The following is an 18,427-nucleotide window of genomic DNA, read 5'->3' as shown; positions in this document are numbered from 1 at the left end:
CGAAGGGATGCAGACGCAGGCGAACGGTGCCGAGCAGATCACGCAGGCGCTGTCGCAGCTGTCGGAAGCCGCGCAGCAGACGGCCGAATCGCTGCGCCAGTCGTCGCAGGCGATCGACGACCTCACGCTCGTCGCGAACCACCTGCGCACCGGCGTGTCGCGCTTCAAGATCGACGGCTGACGCACGCGGCCTTCGGGCGGACGACACGATGCTCTTCCTACTTTTTGAACTCGACGGCGAGCGCTACGCGCTCGATGCGACGCGGATCGTCGAGGTGCTGGCGCTCGCGCCCGTGAAGTCGATGCTGGGTACGCCGCCATGGCTCACCGGCGTGATCGATCACCGGGGCACGCTGGTGCCAGTGATTGACGTGCCGCGGCTCGCGCTCGGGCGCGCGGCGCACGCGCTGCGATCGACGCGGCTCGTCGTCGTGCGCTATGCGCAGCAACACGAGGCGGACGGCGCCGATCGATGGCTCGGGCTGATCGTCGAGCACGCGACGCAGGTGCGCGAGTTCGCGCCCGCGCAATTCGCCGACAGCGGGATCGCGACGCCGCACGCGCGCTGGCTCGGGCCGGTCGCCGCCGACGCGACGGGATTCGTGCAGCGGATCGACGTAGAGCAGATGCTCGATGACGACGCGCGCGCATTGCTGTTTCCGCCCGCGCAGGCGCTTGCCGGATGATGGCCATGATGAACGCCAACGACCCTCGATTCGAAGCGTGGCTCGCGCGTGAAACCGGGATGGATGCGGCGACGCTCGGCAATCGTGCGCTCGCGCGCGCGGTTGCCGAACGCGCACGCGTCACGCAGGCCGATGCACCGGACGCGCCCGACACACCGCTGCCCGCCGGCGGCATGCCGGGCGACGTCGCCGAGGCCGCCGGTGGCGCCGCGATCGATGCGTACTGGCAGCGGCTGAATGCGTCCGCGGACGAACGGCAGGCGCTGATCGAAACGCTGGTCGTGCCGGAAACGTGGTTCTTCCGCGACCGCGAGGCATTCGTCGCGCTTGCGCGGATCGCCGACGCGCGGCTCGTGCGCGAGCCGGCGCGCACGCTGCGCGTGCTGAGCGTGCCGTGCTCGACCGGCGAGGAGCCGTATTCGATCTCGATGGCACTGCTCGACGCCGGCATCGGCCCGTCACGCTTCGCGATCGACGCGATCGACATCAGCGCACGCGCGATCGAGCGGGCGCGGGCCGGCGTCTACGGACGCAACGCGTTTCGTGGCCATCCGCTCGAATTCCGCGACCGCCATTTCAAAGAAACGGTCGGCGGCTGGCAGCTCGACCCGCGGGTGCGCGGGCCGGTACGCTTCGTGCAGGCGAACCTGTTCGACCTGCCGCTCGACGCGGACACGCGCTACGACTTCATCTTCTGCCGCAACGTGCTGATCTATTTCGACCGACACGCTCAGGACCAGTCGATCAAGCTGCTCGACCGGCAACTCGCGGACGGCGGCACGATCTTCGTCGGCCCGGCCGAGACGGGGCTGATGATGCGGCATGCGCTGGCGCCCGCGCGCATTCCGCTCGCGTTCGCGTTCCATCGCGCGCCGCCGGCTGATGCTCCGGCCACGGGCGCGAACGATGGCGAGCGGCCGCCCACCTTGTCTGTGGCATCTGCGAAGCCGGTGGCGCCGCAGACGTTGCCGCTCCGGCACCCGGTGGCGGCACCCTCCATGGCAAACCATTTCGCAACGGCAACCCTGCACCACCCGCCGGCCGTGCCACAGCGGCCGCCGGCGACACGCATCGCGCACGCGGCGCTCGATGCCGCGGATGCCGCGCCGAGCGCACCCGCCGCCCCGGCGCCCACGCTCGCCGACGCCCGCCGGCTCGCCGACACGGGCCGCCTCGACGACGCCGAGCGCGCCGCGCACGCGTTCGCGCTCGCGCACGGCCCCGACGCGGACGCGTTCTACCTGCTCGGCCTGATCGCCGATGCGCGCGGCCTCGATGCGGACGCGCAGGATTTTTATCGTAAGACGCTGTATCTCGACCCGGCTCACTATGAGGCGCTGACCCATCTCGCCGCGCTGCGCGACGCGGCAGGTGACGCGGCAGGTGCCCGGCAACTGATGCTGCGTGCGCAGCGGGCAAGCGCGCGGCGCGTCAGCCGTGCCGACGGCGGACCGGACCAGCGAACCGGGCGGAACCCATGACCCACGCCGCTCGTGACGATCGCGCTCCGGCCAGGGCCGTCGACGATTGCTGGAATCGCATCGGCACGCGAGGTGACGGCTCGTGCCCGCGGCTTGTCGTGCACACCCGCTGCCTGAACTGCCCGGTGTTCGAACACGCGGCCGGGAAGCTGCTCGACCGGCCGCTCACCGACGCGGACCTCGCCGAAACGGCGCGTGCCGCACGCAGCACGTCGCAACCAGCCCCTGCAGACGCACGACTCACTGCATCCGCCGCATCTGCCGACGATGCGCAAGCGCAGCAGTCCGCGCTCGCGTTCCGCGTCGGCGACGAATGGCTCGGCCTGCCCGCCGCCGCGCTGCGGCAGGTCGACGGGCCGCGCCCGATCCATTCGCTGCCGCACCGGCGCGACGGTGCCGTGCTCGGGCTCGTCAACGTGCGCGGCACGCTGACGATCGCAGCATCCCTCGGCGTACTGCTGAATCTGGAACGCAACGCAACCGGACCGCACGAGTCGCGCAACGCGTATGCGCGGATGCTGGTCGTCGAGCATCGCGGCGACGCGGTCGCGCTGCCCGTCGACGAGGTCGAGGGCGTGCTGCGCTTCGCGGCGCATGCGCTGCTGCCGGTGCCGACGACGCTCACCCACGCGGCCGCGATGCACACGCGCGGCCTGCTCGCGTGGCGCGATACAACGATCGGCGTGCTGGACACCGATCGCGTGTTCGACTCGCTTGCGAGGAGCCTGCGATGAGCACCGACGACGACCTGATGCGCCTGTCGCTGCTCGACCTGTTCCGCGACGAAGCACACACGCAGACGCAGGCGCTCGCGAGTGGCCTGCTAACGCTCGAACATTCGCCCGGCGACGCGCCCGCGCTGGAAGCGTGCATGCGCGCCGCGCATTCGCTGAAGGGCGCCGCGCGCATCGTCGACCTGCAGGACGGCGTCGACGTCGCGCACGCGATGGAGGAATGCTTCGTCGCCGCGCAGCGTGGCGAGCTGACGCTGACGACCGCGCACATCGACGCACTGCTGCATGGCGTGGACCTGCTGCTGCGCGTCGGCAACGCCGATCCGGCGGCGGCGGTCTCGCGCGCGGACATCGACGCGCTGGCCGCACTGGGTCCGACCGACGCGTCGGACGAGCGCGCCGAACGCGCGGTGTCGCTCACACCGCTTACACTGCCCATACCGCCCGCGCCGGAACCAGGCCCCGCAGCGCCGCACATCGGCTCCGCGCCCGACGATGCCGCCCTTGTCTCGATATCGCCGCGCACCGGCGACGGCCCCCCGCGCCACCCGCCGGCCGATCCGTCGCCGGGCTTGCATGCCGTCGCGCCCGACGCCCCGCCTTTGCACACCCAACCGCCCCCCCGGCACGATCTGCAGCGGATGCTGCGCGTACGCGCCGAGCAGCTCGACCAGCTGTTGAGCCTGTCCAGCGAATCGCTCGTCGAATCGCACTGGCTGAAGCCGTTCACGGGCTCGATCCTGCGCATCAAGCGGATGCAGCGCGACGTCGCGCGCTCGCTCGACGTGCTCGTCGAAACGCTCGCGGAGCGGCTCGACCCGGCCGCGCTCGCGTCGCTGAACGATGTGCGCCAGGGGCTCGGCAACCTGCAGCTGCAGCTCGGCGCGCGCCTGGACGAGCTCGACCGCTTCGACCGCCGCAGCACGCATCTCGCGCAGCAGCTTTACGACGAAGCGTTGCGCTGCCGGATGCGACCGTTCGGCGACGCAACGCACGCGTATCCGCGCATCGTCCGCGATCTCGCACGTTCGCTCGGCAAGCGCGTGCGGTTCGCGATCGTCGGCGAAACGACGCAGGTCGACCGCGACATCCTCGACATGCTCGACGCGCCGCTCGGCCACCTGCTGCGCAACGCGCTCGACCACGGCGTCGAGACGCCCGACGAGCGCATCGCGCGCGGCAAGCCGGCCGAAGCGAGCGTGACGCTCGAAGCGCGCCACAGCGCGGGCCAGTTGCTGATCTCCGTCAGCGACGACGGCGCCGGCATCGATCTCGACGCGCTGCGCGCGGCCGTCGCGGGGCGCCGGCTCACCGACGCGGACACGGCCGCGCGGCTGTCCGACCACGAGCTGCTCGACTTCCTGCTGCTCCCCGGCTTCTCGATGCGCGACCGCGTCACCGATGTGTCGGGCCGCGGCGTCGGCCTCGACGCGGTGCACGATATGGTCAAGGCCGTGCGCGGCACCGTGCGGATCTTCAACGAGCCGGGCCGCGGCGCGCGCTTCGTGCTGCAACTGCCGCTCACGCTGTCGATCGTGCGCAGCCTGCTCGTCGAGGTCGGCGGCGAAGCGTACGCGATCCCGCTTGCGCACGTGCGCCGCACGCTCGAACTCGCGCGCGCCGACATCGACATGCTCGAAGGCCAGCAGCATTTCCGCTTCGACGGCCGCCCGGTCGGGCTCGTCACCGCGCACCAGCTGCTCGGCGCACCGCCGCCGGAACAGGCGGGCGACAGCGTCGCGACCGTCGTGATCGGCGACGAATGGGAGTCGTACGGGATCGCCGTCGACCGGTTCCGCGGCGAATGCATGCTGGTGATCCAGCCGCTCGACCGCCGGCTCGGCAAGGTCAAGGACATCGCGGCGGCTGCGCTGATGGAGAATGGCGAACCGGTGCTGATCATCGACGTCGAGGACTTGCTGCGCTCGGTCGACAAGCTCGTGCGCGGCGGCCAGCTCGACAAGGTGCAGCGCGCGCAGCAGGCGGCCGTCGTGCGGCGCCGGCACGTGCTGGTGGTCGACGATTCGCTGACGGTACGCGAACTGGAGCGCAAGCTGCTCGAAAAGCGCGGCTATGCCGTCACCGTCGCGGTCGACGGGATGGACGGCTGGAACGCGCTGCGCGGCGCCGATTTCGATCTCGTCGTGACCGACATCGACATGCCGCGCATGGACGGCATCGAGCTCGTCACGCTGATCAAGCGCGATGCCGCGCTGAAATCGCTGCCGGTGATGATCGTGTCGTACAAGGACCGCGAGGAGGACCGCCGCCGCGGACTCGACGCGGGCGCGGACTACTACCTGGCGAAGAGCAGCTTCCACGACGAAACCCTGCTCGACGCCGTACGCGACCTGATAGGAGAAGCCCGTCCGTGAACATCGGCATCGTCAACGACCTTCCGCTCGCCGTCGAGGCGTTGCACCGCGTGGTTGCGCGGCGACCCGAGCACCGCGTGCTGTGGGTCGCGACCGACGGCGTGCAGGCCGTCGAGTTCTGCGCCGCGCAGCCGCCCGACGTCGTGCTGATGGACCTGATCATGCCGAAGCTCGACGGCGTCGAAGCGACGCGGCGGATCATGTCTTCGGGCAAGCCGTGCGCGATCCTGATCGTGACGAGCAGTATCGGCGCGAATGCATGGCGCGTGTACGAGGCGATGGGTGCCGGCGCGCTCGACGCAGTCGATACGCCGCGGCTCGGCGCAGGCGCGAACGGTGACACCGCGCAGCTGTTGCTCGCGAAGATCGACCAGATCGGCCGGCTGCTCGACAAGCCGACGGGCGCCGCCCGCCCCGCCGGCACGACGGCGCGCGGCGACGGCGGACCGCTCGTCGCGATCGGCGCGTCGGCCGGCGGCCCGACCGCGCTTGCGTCGATCCTCGGCGCGCTGCCCACCGATTTTGGCGCGCCGATCGTGATCGTGCAGCACGTCGATCAGGCGTTCGCGGACGGCATGGCGCAATGGCTCAACGGCCAGACGCCGCTCAACGTGCGCATCGCGCGCGAAGGCGACCGGCCGCAGCCGTCGTTCGTGCTGCTCGCCGCGACCAACGACCACCTGCGGATCACGCGCGCCGGCACGCTCGAATACACGCGCGAGCCGACCGAGACGCCGTACCGACCGTCGGTCGACGTATTCTTCAGCAGCGTGACCGAGCACTGGCCCGGCGACGTGATCGGCGTGCTGCTCACCGGGATGGGCCGCGATGGCGCGATCGGGCTGAAGGCGATGCGGATGAAGGGCTACCATACGATCGCGCAGGACCAGGCGACGAGCGCCGTCTACGGAATGCCGAAAGCCGCCGCGACGCTCGGCGCTGCGCGCGTGATCCTGCCGCTCGAGCGCATTGCGGGCGAACTGGCGGCGCTCGTCAGGAACTGAATGAAATGGACATGCGCGACAGCAATGGCAACAACAGGTATCGACATGACTAGCGACTCCACGCGACGCCCGGGCCACGATAACGGCACGTCCGCCGCGGACGGCGCGGGTGCGGCGCTCGAAGCCGCGCGCGCGACCCTGCAGACGCCGCCGACGACCGACGTGCCGGTGATGGTGCTGCTGGTCGACGACCAGACGATCGTCGCCCAGGCCGTGCGGCGCGCGCTTGCCGACGAGGACGGCATCGACTTCCACTACTGCACGCGCTCGGACGACGCGCTCACCGCCGCGGTCGAAACGCGGCCGACCGTGATCCTGCAGGACCTCGTGATGCCCGGCATCGACGGCCTGAGCCTCGTGAAGGCGTACCGCACGAATCCCGCGATCCGCGACGTGCCGATCATCGTGCTGTCGACCAAGGAAGAACCGGTAATCAAGAGCGCCGCGTTTGCGGCCGGCGCGAACGACTACCTCGTAAAGCTGCCGGACCGCATCGAGCTCGTCGCACGGATCCGCTACCACTCGCGCTCGTACGTCAACCTGCTGCAGCGCGACGAAGCCTACCGCGCACTGCGGCAATCGCAGCAGCAATTGCTCGAAGCGAACCTCGAACTGCGCCGCCTCACGCATTCCGACGGGCTCACCGGGCTGTCGAACCGGCGCTATCTCGACGAATACCTGAACGCCGAATGGCGGCGCGGCACGCGCGATCGCAGCGAGCTGTCGCTGCTGATGATCGACGTCGACAACTTCAAGCTGTACAACGACACGTACGGCCACGTGTCGGGCGACGACGTGCTCAAGCGGGTCGCCTCGACCGTCGAAAGCTGCCTCGGCCGCCCGGGCGATCTCGCCGCACGCTTCGGCGGCGAGGAATTCGCGGTGGTGCTGCCGGGCACGTCGCCGGGCGGCGTGCGCCTGCTCGCCGAGAAGATTCGCCTCGCGATCGAAGCGCTGCGGCTCGAGCACGTGCATTCGTCGACCGGCCGCTACGTGACGATCAGCATCGGCGGCGCGGGCGTCGTGCCGGCGGCCGGCACGCCGATGACGTCGCTGATCGAAGCCGCCGACCGCGCGCTGTACCGCGCGAAGCGCGACGGCAAGAATCGCGTCGCGATCGATGCGGGGCCGGCAACGGCGAGCGACGGCGGCGGGCAACCGGCCTGATCCGTACGCGGCAGCGTCTTGCTACGGCTATGTCAAGTGGCGATCGCGGATCCAACCGTCGGGCGTCAGCCACCGTGCCCGTTCGATTCGCATCGACGCCGATTCGATCGCGGCGACGTTGCGTGCCGCCCGGCTATCAGGTTGCGCCGAACGATGCGTCCATCGCGTCGAGCCGCTGCGCGATCAGCGCTAGCAGGTCGCGCCGCACCGTGATCCGTCCGCCCGCCAGACACCCGACCGACGCGTACATCGAACGTCCGAGTGCGTCGAGCGCCGAGCAGGTGTCGAGCGCGCCTGCGACCACCCAGAGGCCCGAGCGTCGATGCGGCATCTGACTCGCGTCGCCGGTGAACAACGCGATTTCGGTGCGTTCGCCTTCGAGCGACCGATTCAGTGCGCCGCTTGCGCCGATACAGTTCCAGCAGAATCCGTCCGGCCGATGCGCGGTCGGTTTGACGACATGCACGACGATGTCGGCGCCGGCGGCCGCACGATCGCGGGCGATCCACCAATCCAACCGGGCGTGCCGCGGCCGCAGTCCCACGAGCCACGCTTGCCCGTCGCGCTCGTCGACGCCCCATAACCGCAACGCGACCCGAAGCGCCGGCCCGCGGCTTTGCGGGGCGCGCGCATTCAACGCATTGTTGATGTCAGGGCTACCGGTTGGTCGGGTCATTGGGTGTATACGAACGCGCGAATTTTTGGCGATGTCGGCTGTCGCTTCCGTCGCGGGATGCCGGGTCGGTTCGATCCGCTTCGCGCTCGGGCAACGGGGCGCGAGCATGACAACTTTGGCGCACCGGTCGGTGTTTCTCAATGTCAAAACATGGTGCGAATCGGACGAGAAGGCGAACGGAGACGCTGCTGCGGATGAGCCTGAAATATCTGTCGGGTATCGTCGAAAAGCCCGCGCCGGAGGATGCGCCGTCGAATCTTGGCGTGATCGGCCACTCTATCCTGAAGTCGCGCGTTTTCCGGCATTTGCACGTCGACGCCCGGCGCCGGCATCGCGCCGGGCTCACGCGCGGCACGGCGCCATCGGCTCGAGACGCCAGATGTCGCGCGCATATTCGGCGATCGTATGATCGCTGGAGAAGCGACCAAGCCGCGCGAGATTGGCGACGACTCGCCGCATCCAGCCGGCCGTGTCCGCGAAATCCGCCGAAATGCGTTCGTGCATGCTGGCATAGGCCGCGAAATCGGCCAGGTGAAAGTAATAGTCGCCGCCCGCGACGAGACTGTCGAAGATCGGCCGGAAGCGGTCGTCGCCGTTGCCGAAACGCCCGCACACCATCGAATCGAGGACACGCCTGATCGTCGGATCGGATTCATAGCAAGCGCGCGCGTCATACGAGCCACTCGCGCGCGCGACCTCCACTTCGGCGGCCGTCAGGCCGAACGCATAGAAATTCTCGACACCGACCGCATCGCGAATTTCAATGTTCGCGCCGTCGAGTGTGCCGATCGTCAGCGCGCCGTTCATAGCGAGCTTCATGTTGCCCGTGCCGGACGCCTCCATGCCCGCCGTTGAAATCTGTTCGGACAGGTCAGCCGCCGGAATGATGCGTTCGGCCAGCGACACCTTGTAGTCGGGCAAGAACGCGACGCGCAGCCGGTCGCGCACGCGCGCGTCGCGATCGATGTGATCTGCCACGGTCGCTATGAGGTGAATGATCAACTTGGCCATTGCGTAGCCCGGCGCCGCCTTTCCCGCAAATACGACGACCCGGGGCGCGATGTCGCCGCCATCTTCGACCAGATGCAGATACAGATGCATCACATGCAGGATGTTGAGCAACTGACGCTTGTATTCGTGAATGCGTTTGACCTGCACGTCGAATAGCGCGTCGGCGTCCACCGGCGTGCGCAGCTGCTCCCGGATCAGCGCGGCCAGCTGCTGCTTGTTGCGTCGCTTGATCGCCTTCAGGCGTGCATGTACCGAGCTATCGTCCAGATAGCGCTCAAGTCCGGCCAAGCGGCCGGTTTCCATGATCCACTCGTCTCCGCCCAGCAGTTCCCGGAACAGCGACGCGAGCGGCGGATTCGACTGCACGATCCACCGCCGCACGGTCACGCCGTTCGTCTTGTTGTTGAAGCGCTCCGGATACAGCGCGTGGAAATCGGGCACGAGCTGTGAGCAGACCAGTCGCGAGTGCAGCGCCGCCACACCGTTCACCGAATGGCTACCGACGATCGCGAGATGCGCCATGCGCACGCGGCGCGGCGCATGCTCGTCGATCAGCGACATTCGCCGTAGCCGGGCCTCGTCGCCCGGCCAGCGGGCCGACACTTCGTCGAGGAAACGCCGGTTTATTTCGTAGATGATCTGCAAATGCCGCGGCAATACACGCTCGACGAGCTCGACCGGCCACGTCTCGAGCGCTTCCGGCAGCAAAGTGTGATTGGTATACGCGCAGACGGCCCGCGTGATGTTCCAGGCGGTCTCCCACGCCACGCGATGTTCGTCGACGAGGATGCGCATCAACTCCGCGACGGCGAGCGCGGGGTGGGTGTCGTTCATCTGGATGGCGACACGCTCCGGCAGGCGCTCGATCGGCAGCTTTGTCTTCGCGAACGTGTCCAGGATGTCGCGCAGCGAACAGGCGACCAGGAAGTATTCCTGGACGAGCCGCAGCTCCTTGCCTGCGTGATTGTCGTCCGCCGGATAAAGCACCTTGGACACCGTCTCGGATGCGATCTTCTCTTCGACCGCGCGCACGTAGTCGCCGCTGTTGAAGATACGCATGTCGAAGGTGTCCGACGCGCGGGCCGCATAGAGCCGCAGCGCGTTGACGGTATGGCCGCCGTAGCCGGGCACGAGCATGTCGTGCGGCACGCCCGCGATCATCTTCCAGTCGAGCCACATCGGATTGTATTGGCCGCCCACGTCGCGCTCGTGCTCGATGCGGCCATACAGCGGAACGTAACGGGTTTCGTCCGCACGTTCGATCAGCCACGGCGATGATTCGCTGTGCCAGAGATCCGGGCGTTCCGTCTGTTCGAGATTGTCGATCTGTTGCCGGAACAGGCCGTATTCGTACTTGATGCCGCGGCCGTATCCCGCGAAACCGAGTGATGCCAGCGACTCGACGAAGCACGCGGCAAGCCGTCCAAGGCCGCCGTTGCCGAGCGCCGCGTCAGATTCCGCCGCCAGCACGGTACCCATTTCGATATCGAGACTTTCCAGCGCGGCGCGCGCTGCCTGCTCGAGGCCAAGCGCGATCAGGTTGCTCGCGAGCGACTGACCCATCAGGAATTCCATCGACAGGTAATACACGCGTTTGCTGCGGCTTGCGTCGTAGCGGGTTTCCGTGTCGAGCCAGCGATCGACCAGCCGCCTGCGTACCGCGAGCGCGAGCGCGTGAAACAGCTCGCCCGGCGACGCCTGCGCCGGCGTCTTGCTGATGCCGTAGCGAAGTTCGGCCAGCATGTCGTCACGCAATGCGTCCGCTTCGGACCGGCCGACGGGCCGCTGGTTGTCGCGCATGGTTGCTCTCCCGCCGCGATCGGCGCCGATGTCGTCTGACGGCCCGCACGAACGCGCATCGCGGCGCGGTTTCGCGGCATTCGGGCCCGTTCGTGAAGGTGTCCCGCCGACTCCGAAAAAGCGAAAGGAGCGGACTGGAATTTCCAATGAATTACTACATAATTCCCGTACAAGATTAGGCAATCGGTCGTACGTAAGTCAAACCGGAATTCACGCCGATTTAACCGTAACCGGATTCGATCGCATGCATGGCGGCAAATTGGCCCGCCACTGGAAGACGCGACATGACGAGTGCCTCGTTTCAGGAACTGGCTGCCGGAAAACCGTACCCGCTCGGCGCGAACTGGGACGGGCTCGGAACGAATTTCGCCGTGTTTTCGATGCATGCGAGCGCCATCGACCTGTGCCTGTTCGATCCGGCGGGGCGCAAGGAAGTGGCGCGATTGCGGCTGCCGGAATGCACGCATCACGTGTGGCACGGCTACCTTCCGGAAGCGCATCCGGGGCTGCTGTACGGCTTTCGCGCGCACGGGCCGTACGATCCGCGCAACGGCCATTGCTTCAATCCGCACAAGCTGCTGCTGGATCCGTACGCGAAGCGCCTGCACGGCGCCGTTCGCTGGACCGACGCGCTGTACGCGTACCGGATCGGTTCGCTGCGCGGCGAGCCGGCACTCGACCGGCGCGACAGCGCGCCCGCGATGCCGAAGGCGGTCGTGACCGACGACGCGTTCAACTGGGGTGACGACAGGCGTCCCGACGTGCCGTGGCACCGGACGGTGATCTACGAGACCCACGTCCGAGGCTTCAGCCAGCTGCGGGACGACATCCATCCGTCGGCGCGCGGCACGTTCGCCGCGCTCGCGGCGCCGCGAACGATCGACCATCTGCACAGGCTCGGCGTCACGACGATCGAGTTGCTGCCCGTCCAGGCGTTCGTGCAAGACCGCGCGCTCGTCGAACGCGGGCTCGTCAACTATTGGGGCTACAGCCCGCTCGCGTACTTCGCGCCGGAACCGCGCTATCTCGGCAGCGGCGGCCCGGACGAAATCCGGCGCGCGGTCAGGCGGCTGCATCGGGCCGGCATCGAGGTCGTGCTCGACGTCGTCTACAACCATACGGGCGAGGCCGACGGTCTGGGGCCTTCGCTGTCGTTTCGCGGCCTGGACAACGCGAGCTACTACGTGATGACCGAGGGCGGCGAGCGCCGCCATGTCGACGACACCGGATGCGGCAATACGCTGAACCTCGCGCATCCGAGAGTCGCGCAGCTCGTGCTCGATTCGCTGCGCTATTGGGCCGAGTCGTTTCACGTCGACGGCTTTCGTTTCGATCTCGGCACCACGCTGGGACGCGAGGCACGCCGCTTCGACCGCGGCGCGGGCTTTTTCGACGCGTTGCAGCAGGACCCGGTGCTCAACCGCCTGAAGCTGATTACCGAGCCGTGGGACCTGGGGCCGGACGGTTATCAGCTCGGCAATCATCCCGCGATCTTCGCCGAGTGGAACGACCGCTATCGCGACAGCGTGCGGCGATTCTGGCGCGGCGATGCGGGCGAACGGCCGGAGTTCGCACGCCGCCTGTGCGGCTCGGCCGACATCTTCGACCGCGACGGGCGGCGTCCGTGGGCTTCGATCCAGTTCGTCGCAGCGCACGACGGATTCACGCTGCACGACCTGACGAGCTACGCACACAAGCACAACGACGTGAACGGCGAAGGCAACCGCGACGGCGCCGACGCCAATTGCAGCGCCAACTGGGGCGCGGAGGGGCCGACCGACGATCCGTACGTCGACGGCCAGCGCGAGCGCGTGCGGCGCGCGATGCTCGCGACGCTGTATCTGTCGAACGGAACCCCGATGCTGCTGTCCGGAGACGAATGGGGCAACAGCCAGTTCGGCAACAACAACGCGTATTGCCAGGACAACGCACTGTCGTGGCTCGACTGGTCCGCGTGCGAGACGCGGCGCGGCGCGACCATGCTGCACTTCTGCGCGCGCCTCGCGCGGCTCAGGCGAGGCTACCGCGTCTTTCAGCATCCTTATTTCCCGCATGGACGCAACGAATGGCTGCCGGGCGTGCTGGACGTCGACTGGTTCGACGCGCACGGCCGGCCGATGTCGACGTCGGCCTGGGAGGACGGACGAGGCGGCACGCTCGCCGTGCGGCGCGCCGCACCCGCGTGGCCCGATCGCCGGCACGGCGCGGGCGCGGGGCCGGTCGTGGACGTCGCATTGCTGCTGATCAACGGCGGCCGGGACGACACGGTGTTCACGCTGCCGCCGCCGGTGCTCGATTGGCGCGTGATGCTCGACTCCGCGCACCCTGACCTGCCGGAGCGCGACGTGGCCGGCGAGGCCGGCATCGCGGTTAGCGCGCACGGCATGGTCGTGCTGCTCAGCTCGGCCATCCCGGCCGCCGCGCGTTGAACGCGGTGTGGTCGCGGCGTTCACCAGCTGTGCGACCAGGAGATCGAGATGCTGCCGGCCCGGAAGGTTCCGGTGCCGGGCGCGCGCGAGCGCCACGGAAACCGGTTTCCCGAGTAGTTGTTGTACTGGATCGAGATCGTGTCGGAATGCCAGTCGAAATAGCCGAACCCGTACACGAAATCGGGATCCCACGGTTGCTGCTGCGACGGGCGAAGATAGTGGTATGCGGTGAATGTCGCGTACAGCCCGTTCGGCAGCGTATATCGGCAGCCGAGCCCGACGTTCGTCTTGTTCGCTCGCGTTGCGCTCTGCACATCGGTATAGCGCGGCACCAGCGTGAACGACGCCGAGCACATCAGGTCGTCGCCCATGCCGGTCAGGAAGACCGGCTTCAGCCAGTCCGGCAGCGGGAACTTGTAGGCGAGCGTAATGCCCCCTTGCTCGAGGCGGCTGTGCGCGACGCCATTGCCGGCCGCGAAGCGGTTGCCCGTGTAGTTGCCGTAGACCAGGCTGAGCGTGTAAGGATGCCAGTCGTCGTAGCCGAACGAATAGGTGAAGTCCGGATCCCAGCTTTGCTGAAAACCCGGCCGCAGATAGCGATAGGCGGTGAACGTCGCGAACCAGTACGACATCGGGTTGTAGCGAATGCCGAGCTGCATCGTCGACGCGTTCGCCCGGTCGCCTTGCGCACCGGCGCCGACGCGGCTTTTCTGGCTTGGCTGCAGCGCCTGCGTGATCCCCGCGTTGATCGACAGTCCCGACAGCCAGCTGTTCGGACCGTCGGCCCGGTTCGGCGACACGAGTTCGTGCCACGGCGTCGAGAACGAATTCGACAGGCCGTCGAGCACTTCGTCCCGCGTCGTTTGCGCGGACGCGCCGTCGATCGACAGTCCCGCATAGATCAGCGCGCCGAGCCATGCGCGGGCAGGGCAGCCGAACGGCGGTGCGATGGATCTTGCTGCGGCGAAAAGGCAGGCGACACGGCAGCGAATCCGCCTCTGAAATGAAAGACGCGCGACGAACGAGAGGTAGCTCAACAATGCGTGTCACCGTTTGCATGGCGGCTGGCAACGCAACGCCATCCGTGTAACCGAGGCGGGTTGAGTCTAGTCGAGCCGCCGGTAATCGGCCGCACAATTCGACGACGATTTCCGATCCGGACAGCAATTTGGCGTTTCGCTGTCTTGCGAAGGCCGATTGCTTCACCTTAAATTGACGCAGAATGAATTAAGCATTTTTGAATCGGCGTGGAGCGAATTCGTCAAATGTCGAAATCCAGGATTTTCCGCATGTGAGAGGCCGGACGGCACACCGCTTCAATCGCGGTATCCGGTGCCTCAACACGATAAGCAGGGCTGTCGAATGCGCGTTGTCGATGACGGCGCGCGGCGTACCTGACGAACGAACGGCGGCTTGCCCGACGGGGTGGCAATCCGGAATTTCAGCGGAGCGAACGATGCTTGCCGAATTCGACCGCATCACGTGCTTGCCCGATCGGCGTCACGCGGAGTATGCACGCGCGTACGCGCCGACGAGCCACACGTTCGCGATCGTGCTGGCCGGCGGGCGCGGCACGCGGCTGAAGCAGCTCACCGAGAGACGGGCGAAGCCGGCGATGTTTTTTGGCGGCCGGTTCCGTATCATCGATTTCACGTTGTCCAATTGCGTCAATTCCGGCATCCGCCGGATCGGCGTCGTCACGCAATACAACACGCATTCGCTGCTGCGGCACGTGCAGGGAAGCCTCGGCTTCCTGCGCGCCGATCGGGATTCCAGGGTTGACGTGATGCCGGCGCCCGGGCACCTGCACGAGGAGCCGATCTATCGCGGCACGGCCGATGCCATCTACCGGAATCTGCAGCGCATTCGAGAAGCCGGTCCGGCGTACGTGCTGGTGCTGGCAGGCGACCACGTATACCGGATGGATTACGCCGTGATGCTGCGCGACCACGTCGACGGGCGCGCGTCGTGCACGATCGGCTGCGTGCGGGTGCCGCGCCGCGACGCGGGCGGATACGGCGTGATGGCGATCGACGATCGCCGCAACGTGACCGCGTTCGCGGAAAAACCTGCGCAACCGGCGGCCGTGCCGGACGATGCCGCGTCGTCGCTCGTCAGCATGGGCATCTATGTGTTCGACGCCGACTATCTCTACCGCCTGCTGACGGACGATGCCGCCAATCAGGCGTCGAGCCACGACTTCGGGCACGACGTGATACCGCGCGTCGTCGCGGAAGGGCGCGCGCGCGCCCATCCATTCTCGATGTCCTGCATCGACGACGCGCCGGGCACGGAGAACTACTGGCGCGACGTCGGCACGGTCGACGCGTTCTGGGCCGCGAATCTGGAGCTGGCGTCGGGCAAGAGCGGATTCGACGTCGACAGCGCGCGCTGGCCGATCTGGACGCGCCGCCTGTCATTGCCACCCGCACAATTTCTCCGCGGACGGGGCGGCGAGCGCGGTGACATCGTCGACACGATCGTGTCGGACGGATCGATCGTGTCGGCGTCGAGCGTCACGCGTTCGCTGCTGTTTCCCGGCGTACGGGTCGGCGTGTCGTGCCGGCTCGACGAGGCCGTGCTGCTGCCGGACACGCGGGTCGGACGCGGCTGCCGGCTGACGAAGGTCGTCGTCGACCGCGGCTGCATGCTGCCGGACGGCCTCGTGATCGGCGAGGATCCGGCACTCGATGCGCAGCGGTTCGAACGCACGCCGGACGGCGTAGTGGTGGTCACGCGCGCGATGCTGGGACGCCTTCCATCGTGATGGCGGCAGGCATCGATCGGAAAGCCGGCGTGCGGACAATTCAAAGACAGGAAACCGTATCGATGAGCGCCACGAATGCCACGAATGCGAAAGCGGATTGATCATCGTCGCGATTGCGGCGCGGATTCGATGCGCGCGACACCTTTCCGATTAACCATCGACAAACGGCACGCCGAACTGGCGAGCGCACCAAGAGCTTCGTCTTCATTTCGATCATGGCCATGCCACCCGTTCTCATCGTCGACGATTCCGCCAGTTACAGGCTGTTGCTGCGCAGTACGCTCGGCAAGCTCGGCTTCGAGATCGTCGAGGCCGCGGACGGCCGGCTCGCGCTGCAGCTGCTGCGCGAGCGACGCGATATCGCGATGGTGGTGTGCGACTGGGACATGCCCGAACTCGACGGCCCCGGCCTCTGTCGTGCGATCCGCGAAGAGGCGCTCGGCAGATATATCTACATGATCCTGCTGACCGCGCGCGACGGCTCGGATGCGCTGATCGACGGCATGGAGGCAGGCGCCGACGATTTCCTCACGAAGCCGGTCGACATCAGCGAGCTGCGCGTCCGGCTGCGCGCGGGCTTGCGCGTGATCGACCTCGAAGCGGCGCTCGAGGAGCGCAACCGGCATCTCGACACCGCGTACAGCCAGATGCGCGCCGATCTGCAGGCTGCCGCCGCAGTGCAGACGTCGATGCTGCCGTCGCCGCGGCTGCGCATCGACGGCGTCGCATGCGAATGGCTGTTCGCGCCGTCCGCGTATCTGTCCGGGGACATGCTGAACGTCAAGGCGGTCGACGATGCGCACGTGATGTTCTATGCGATTGACGTGGCGGGGCACGGCGTGCAGGCCGCGATGCAGTCGGTCATCGTGAATCGTCTGCTGGCGCGCGAGGGGGAAGCGCGCGGCGCCAGCGCGCAACTGTCGCCGGCGTCGGTCGTCGACATGATGAACCGGCTGTTTCTCGAGGAAGCGGTGGACGCGTCCTACTTCACGATGGTGTACGGCGTCCTCGATACGCGCACGGGCGCGGGCCGATTGACGCAAGCCGGTCACACACATCCGTTGCTCGTCACCGCGAACGGCGAGGCTTTCCGGCTCGGCGACGGCGGATTTCCGGTCGGACTGCTCGCAGGGTGCGAGTACGAGACCGTGCCGTTCACGCTGCGCGCTCGCGATCGCCTGTTCCTGTACTCGGACGGCGTCACCGAATGCGCGCGGCCGGACGGCGAACTGTTCGGCGACGAGCGGCTGCGGACCTTCCTGTCCGCGCGCGCGCAACGGCCGTTGCGGGAGACGCTGGACGCATTGAAATCCGAGTTGCTGGCGTGGCGCGGCACGGCACCGGGCACGTTCGACGACGACGTGTCGGTCCTCGCGCTGGAACGCCGGCCCGACTGACCGATTCATTTCTGCCGTCGAAAGACTGGAGACTGGAGGAATTCATGTTGACCGAAACGAGCGATTCCGGCGATATCAAGGTCGTCAAGGTGCTGCCGCAGCGCTTCGATGCGTCGGTGGCGCCGCAGATCCGCGACGAGCTCGTGTCGCTCGCGCGGCTGGGCGTCGCGAAGGTCGTGCTCGATCTGCAGTGCGTGAAGTTCGTCGACAGCAGCGGGCTCGGCGCGATGGTGTCCGGATTCAAGGCGCTGGGCGGCAAGGGCGACATCGTGCTGTGCGGCGTTGCGGACGGCGTGCGGAGCATGCTTCAACTGACGCGCATGGATCGCGTGTTCGCCGTCGTGCCCGACACCGAGGCGGCGTGCGCACGGCTGCAGGCCTGATCCGCCGGCCGGTGCGATGCACCGCGCGCCGCGGGGACGTCCGATGAAAGGCCGGCCTGACCGGCCGGTGCCGCATGTGCGTGCGCGCTTTGCAGCACGCATCGACGCGCTCGCCGACATCGGCGACTGGGTGCGCGCGGCGTGCGAGTGCTGCGGCGAATCGCGCGCGTGGCTCGATGCGTTCGAGCTCGCGGCGATCGAGGCGTCGTCGAACGTCATCCGGCACGGCTGTGCCGCGATGCCGGACGCCCCGCCGCCCGCCGCGAGGCCGCTGCTCGCGCTGACGCTGCACCGCGGGCGGCGCGCACTGTCGCTCGATATCTTCGATGCGGGCGCCGCGGCGCCGCCGGGCGTCTTCGACGCGCCGCGGAGCCTGCCGTCGTTCGATCCGGACGACGCCGACACATGGCCGGAAAGGGGGATGGGCCTCGGCATCATGCACGCGTCGGTCGATGCCGTCGAATATCGCAGGCGGCTCGGCGTCAATCGCCTGCGGCTCGTCAAGCGCCGAGGCTAG

General features: G+C 67.8%; 15 protein-coding genes and 2 pseudogenes. 13 read left to right on the top strand and 4 right to left on the bottom strand.

Annotated elements, in window-relative coordinates; translation table 11 throughout:
- The 7 genes and pseudogenes from U4Y91_RS34455 to U4Y91_RS34425 all read left to right on the top strand — a co-directional run.
- Positions 1-181, top strand: a pseudogene (locus U4Y91_RS34455) (methyl-accepting chemotaxis protein); the annotation flags it as partial.
- Positions 182-209: 28 nt separating this feature from the next.
- Entirely contained in the window at positions 210-686 is a 477-nt protein-coding gene (locus U4Y91_RS34450; protein ID WP_321808820.1) for a chemotaxis protein CheW, read from the top strand.
- An 8-nt stretch (positions 687-694) separates the two neighbouring features.
- Entirely contained in the window at positions 695-2,167 is a 1,473-nt protein-coding gene (locus U4Y91_RS34445) for a CheR family methyltransferase (protein WP_321808821.1), read from the top strand.
- A complete protein-coding gene (locus U4Y91_RS34440) occupies positions 2,164-2,901 on the top strand; it encodes a chemotaxis protein CheW (RefSeq protein WP_321808819.1) in 738 nt (245 codons plus the stop codon). The genes U4Y91_RS34445 and U4Y91_RS34440 overlap by 4 nt, the downstream gene beginning before the upstream one ends.
- Positions 2,898-5,276 carry a hybrid sensor histidine kinase/response regulator gene (locus tag U4Y91_RS34435; RefSeq protein ID WP_321808818.1) on the top strand — a complete coding sequence of 793 codons (2,379 nt, stop codon included), beginning with the start codon at positions 2,898-2,900 and terminating at the stop codon, positions 5,274-5,276. Before U4Y91_RS34440 ends, U4Y91_RS34435 begins: the two co-directional genes overlap by 4 nt.
- The gene (locus U4Y91_RS34430; protein ID WP_321808817.1) at positions 5,273-6,280 is read left to right on the top strand and encodes a chemotaxis response regulator protein-glutamate methylesterase; all 1,008 of its coding nucleotides are present in this window, start codon (positions 5,273-5,275) and stop codon (positions 6,278-6,280) included. Before U4Y91_RS34435 ends, U4Y91_RS34430 begins: the two co-directional genes overlap by 4 nt.
- Before the next feature lie 45 nt (positions 6,281-6,325).
- The gene (locus U4Y91_RS34425) at positions 6,326-7,447 is read left to right on the top strand and encodes a diguanylate cyclase (protein ID WP_321808816.1); all 1,122 of its coding nucleotides are present in this window, start codon (positions 6,326-6,328) and stop codon (positions 7,445-7,447) included.
- Positions 7,448-7,583: 136 nt separating this feature from the next.
- Here U4Y91_RS34425 and U4Y91_RS34420 read toward each other — a convergent pair whose 3' ends face one another.
- A complete protein-coding gene (locus tag U4Y91_RS34420) occupies positions 7,584-8,231 on the bottom strand; it encodes a hypothetical protein (protein WP_321808815.1) in 648 nt (215 codons plus the stop codon).
- 101 nt (positions 8,232-8,332) lie between these two features.
- Here U4Y91_RS34420 and U4Y91_RS34415 point away from each other — a divergent pair.
- Positions 8,333-8,431 (top strand): annotated as a pseudogene (locus tag U4Y91_RS34415) (UTP--glucose-1-phosphate uridylyltransferase); the annotation flags it as partial.
- Between the two features lie 34 nt (positions 8,432-8,465).
- Here U4Y91_RS34415 and U4Y91_RS34410 read toward each other — a convergent pair.
- The gene (locus tag U4Y91_RS34410) at positions 8,466-11,117 is read right to left on the bottom strand and encodes a glycogen/starch/alpha-glucan phosphorylase (protein WP_321808814.1); all 2,652 of its coding nucleotides are present in this window, start codon (positions 11,115-11,117) and stop codon (positions 8,466-8,468) included.
- Between the two features lie 101 nt (positions 11,118-11,218).
- Between U4Y91_RS34410 and glgX the strand changes: the two genes are divergently transcribed.
- Positions 11,219-13,363 carry a glycogen debranching protein GlgX gene (glgX, locus tag U4Y91_RS34405; protein WP_321808813.1) on the top strand — a complete coding sequence of 715 codons (2,145 nt, stop codon included), beginning with the start codon at positions 11,219-11,221 and terminating at the stop codon, positions 13,361-13,363.
- A gap of 20 nt (positions 13,364-13,383) precedes the next feature.
- Here glgX and U4Y91_RS34400 read toward each other — a convergent pair whose 3' ends face one another.
- Entirely contained in the window at positions 13,384-14,403 is a 1,020-nt protein-coding gene (locus tag U4Y91_RS34400; RefSeq protein WP_321808812.1) for a hypothetical protein, read from the bottom strand.
- 416 nt (positions 14,404-14,819) lie between these two features.
- On the opposite strand from U4Y91_RS34400, the gene glgC reads away from it, so the two are divergent.
- Positions 14,820-16,130 carry a glucose-1-phosphate adenylyltransferase gene (glgC, locus tag U4Y91_RS34395; RefSeq protein ID WP_321808811.1) on the top strand — a complete coding sequence of 437 codons (1,311 nt, stop codon included), beginning with the start codon at positions 14,820-14,822 and terminating at the stop codon, positions 16,128-16,130.
- Positions 16,131-16,170: 40 nt separating this feature from the next.
- On the opposite strand, the gene U4Y91_RS34390 is transcribed toward glgC, so the two are convergent.
- Positions 16,171-16,353: a hypothetical protein gene (locus tag U4Y91_RS34390; RefSeq protein WP_321808810.1), complete on the bottom strand. Its 183-nt coding sequence runs from the start codon at positions 16,351-16,353 to the stop codon at positions 16,171-16,173.
- Here U4Y91_RS34390 and U4Y91_RS34385 point away from each other — a divergent pair.
- From U4Y91_RS34385 to U4Y91_RS34375, 3 genes are read left to right on the top strand one after another with little or no spacing between them, the layout of a single operon-like run.
- A complete protein-coding gene (locus U4Y91_RS34385) occupies positions 16,352-17,527 on the top strand; it encodes a PP2C family protein-serine/threonine phosphatase (protein ID WP_321808809.1) in 1,176 nt (391 codons plus the stop codon). The genes U4Y91_RS34390 and U4Y91_RS34385 overlap by 2 nt on opposite strands.
- Before the next feature lie 44 nt (positions 17,528-17,571).
- Complete coding sequence (locus U4Y91_RS34380) at positions 17,572-17,910, top strand: STAS domain-containing protein (protein WP_321808808.1); 339 nt, start codon at positions 17,572-17,574, stop codon at positions 17,908-17,910.
- Between the two features lie 43 nt (positions 17,911-17,953).
- Entirely contained in the window at positions 17,954-18,427 is a 474-nt protein-coding gene (locus tag U4Y91_RS34375; RefSeq protein WP_321808807.1) for an ATP-binding protein, read from the top strand.

The organism is Burkholderia sp. BCC1993 (assembly GCF_905339865.1).
GTDB lineage: Bacteria > Pseudomonadota > Gammaproteobacteria > Burkholderiales > Burkholderiaceae > Burkholderia.
The sequence above is the reverse complement of the archived record's forward strand: the minus strand, read 5'-3'. Positions and strand labels throughout refer to the sequence as shown.

Bases quoted from the DNA above. Each gene is read 5' to 3' on its own strand.
- U4Y91_RS34450 (WP_321808820.1), top strand. From the start codon at position 210: ATGCTCTTCCTACTTTTTGAACTCGACGGCGAGCGCTACGCGCTCGAT.
- U4Y91_RS34445 (WP_321808821.1), top strand. From the start codon at position 695: ATGAACGCCAACGACCCTCGATTCGAAGCGTGGCTCGCGCGTGAAACC.
- U4Y91_RS34440 (WP_321808819.1), top strand. From the start codon at position 2,164: ATGACCCACGCCGCTCGTGACGATCGCGCTCCGGCCAGGGCCGTCGAC.
- U4Y91_RS34435 (WP_321808818.1), top strand. From the start codon at position 2,898: ATGAGCACCGACGACGACCTGATGCGCCTGTCGCTGCTCGACCTGTTC.
- U4Y91_RS34425 (WP_321808816.1), top strand. From the start codon at position 6,326: ATGACTAGCGACTCCACGCGACGCCCGGGCCACGATAACGGCACGTCC.
- U4Y91_RS34420 (WP_321808815.1), bottom strand. From the start codon at position 8,231: ATGCTCGCGCCCCGTTGCCCGAGCGCGAAGCGGATCGAACCGACCCGG.
- glgX (WP_321808813.1), top strand. From the start codon at position 11,219: ATGACGAGTGCCTCGTTTCAGGAACTGGCTGCCGGAAAACCGTACCCG.
- glgC (WP_321808811.1), top strand. From the start codon at position 14,820: ATGCTTGCCGAATTCGACCGCATCACGTGCTTGCCCGATCGGCGTCAC.
- U4Y91_RS34385 (WP_321808809.1), top strand. From the start codon at position 16,352: ATGCCACCCGTTCTCATCGTCGACGATTCCGCCAGTTACAGGCTGTTG.
- U4Y91_RS34390 (WP_321808810.1), bottom strand. From the start codon at position 16,353: ATGGCCATGATCGAAATGAAGACGAAGCTCTTGGTGCGCTCGCCAGTT.
- U4Y91_RS34380 (WP_321808808.1), top strand. From the start codon at position 17,572: ATGTTGACCGAAACGAGCGATTCCGGCGATATCAAGGTCGTCAAGGTG.
- U4Y91_RS34375 (WP_321808807.1), top strand. From the start codon at position 17,954: ATGAAAGGCCGGCCTGACCGGCCGGTGCCGCATGTGCGTGCGCGCTTT.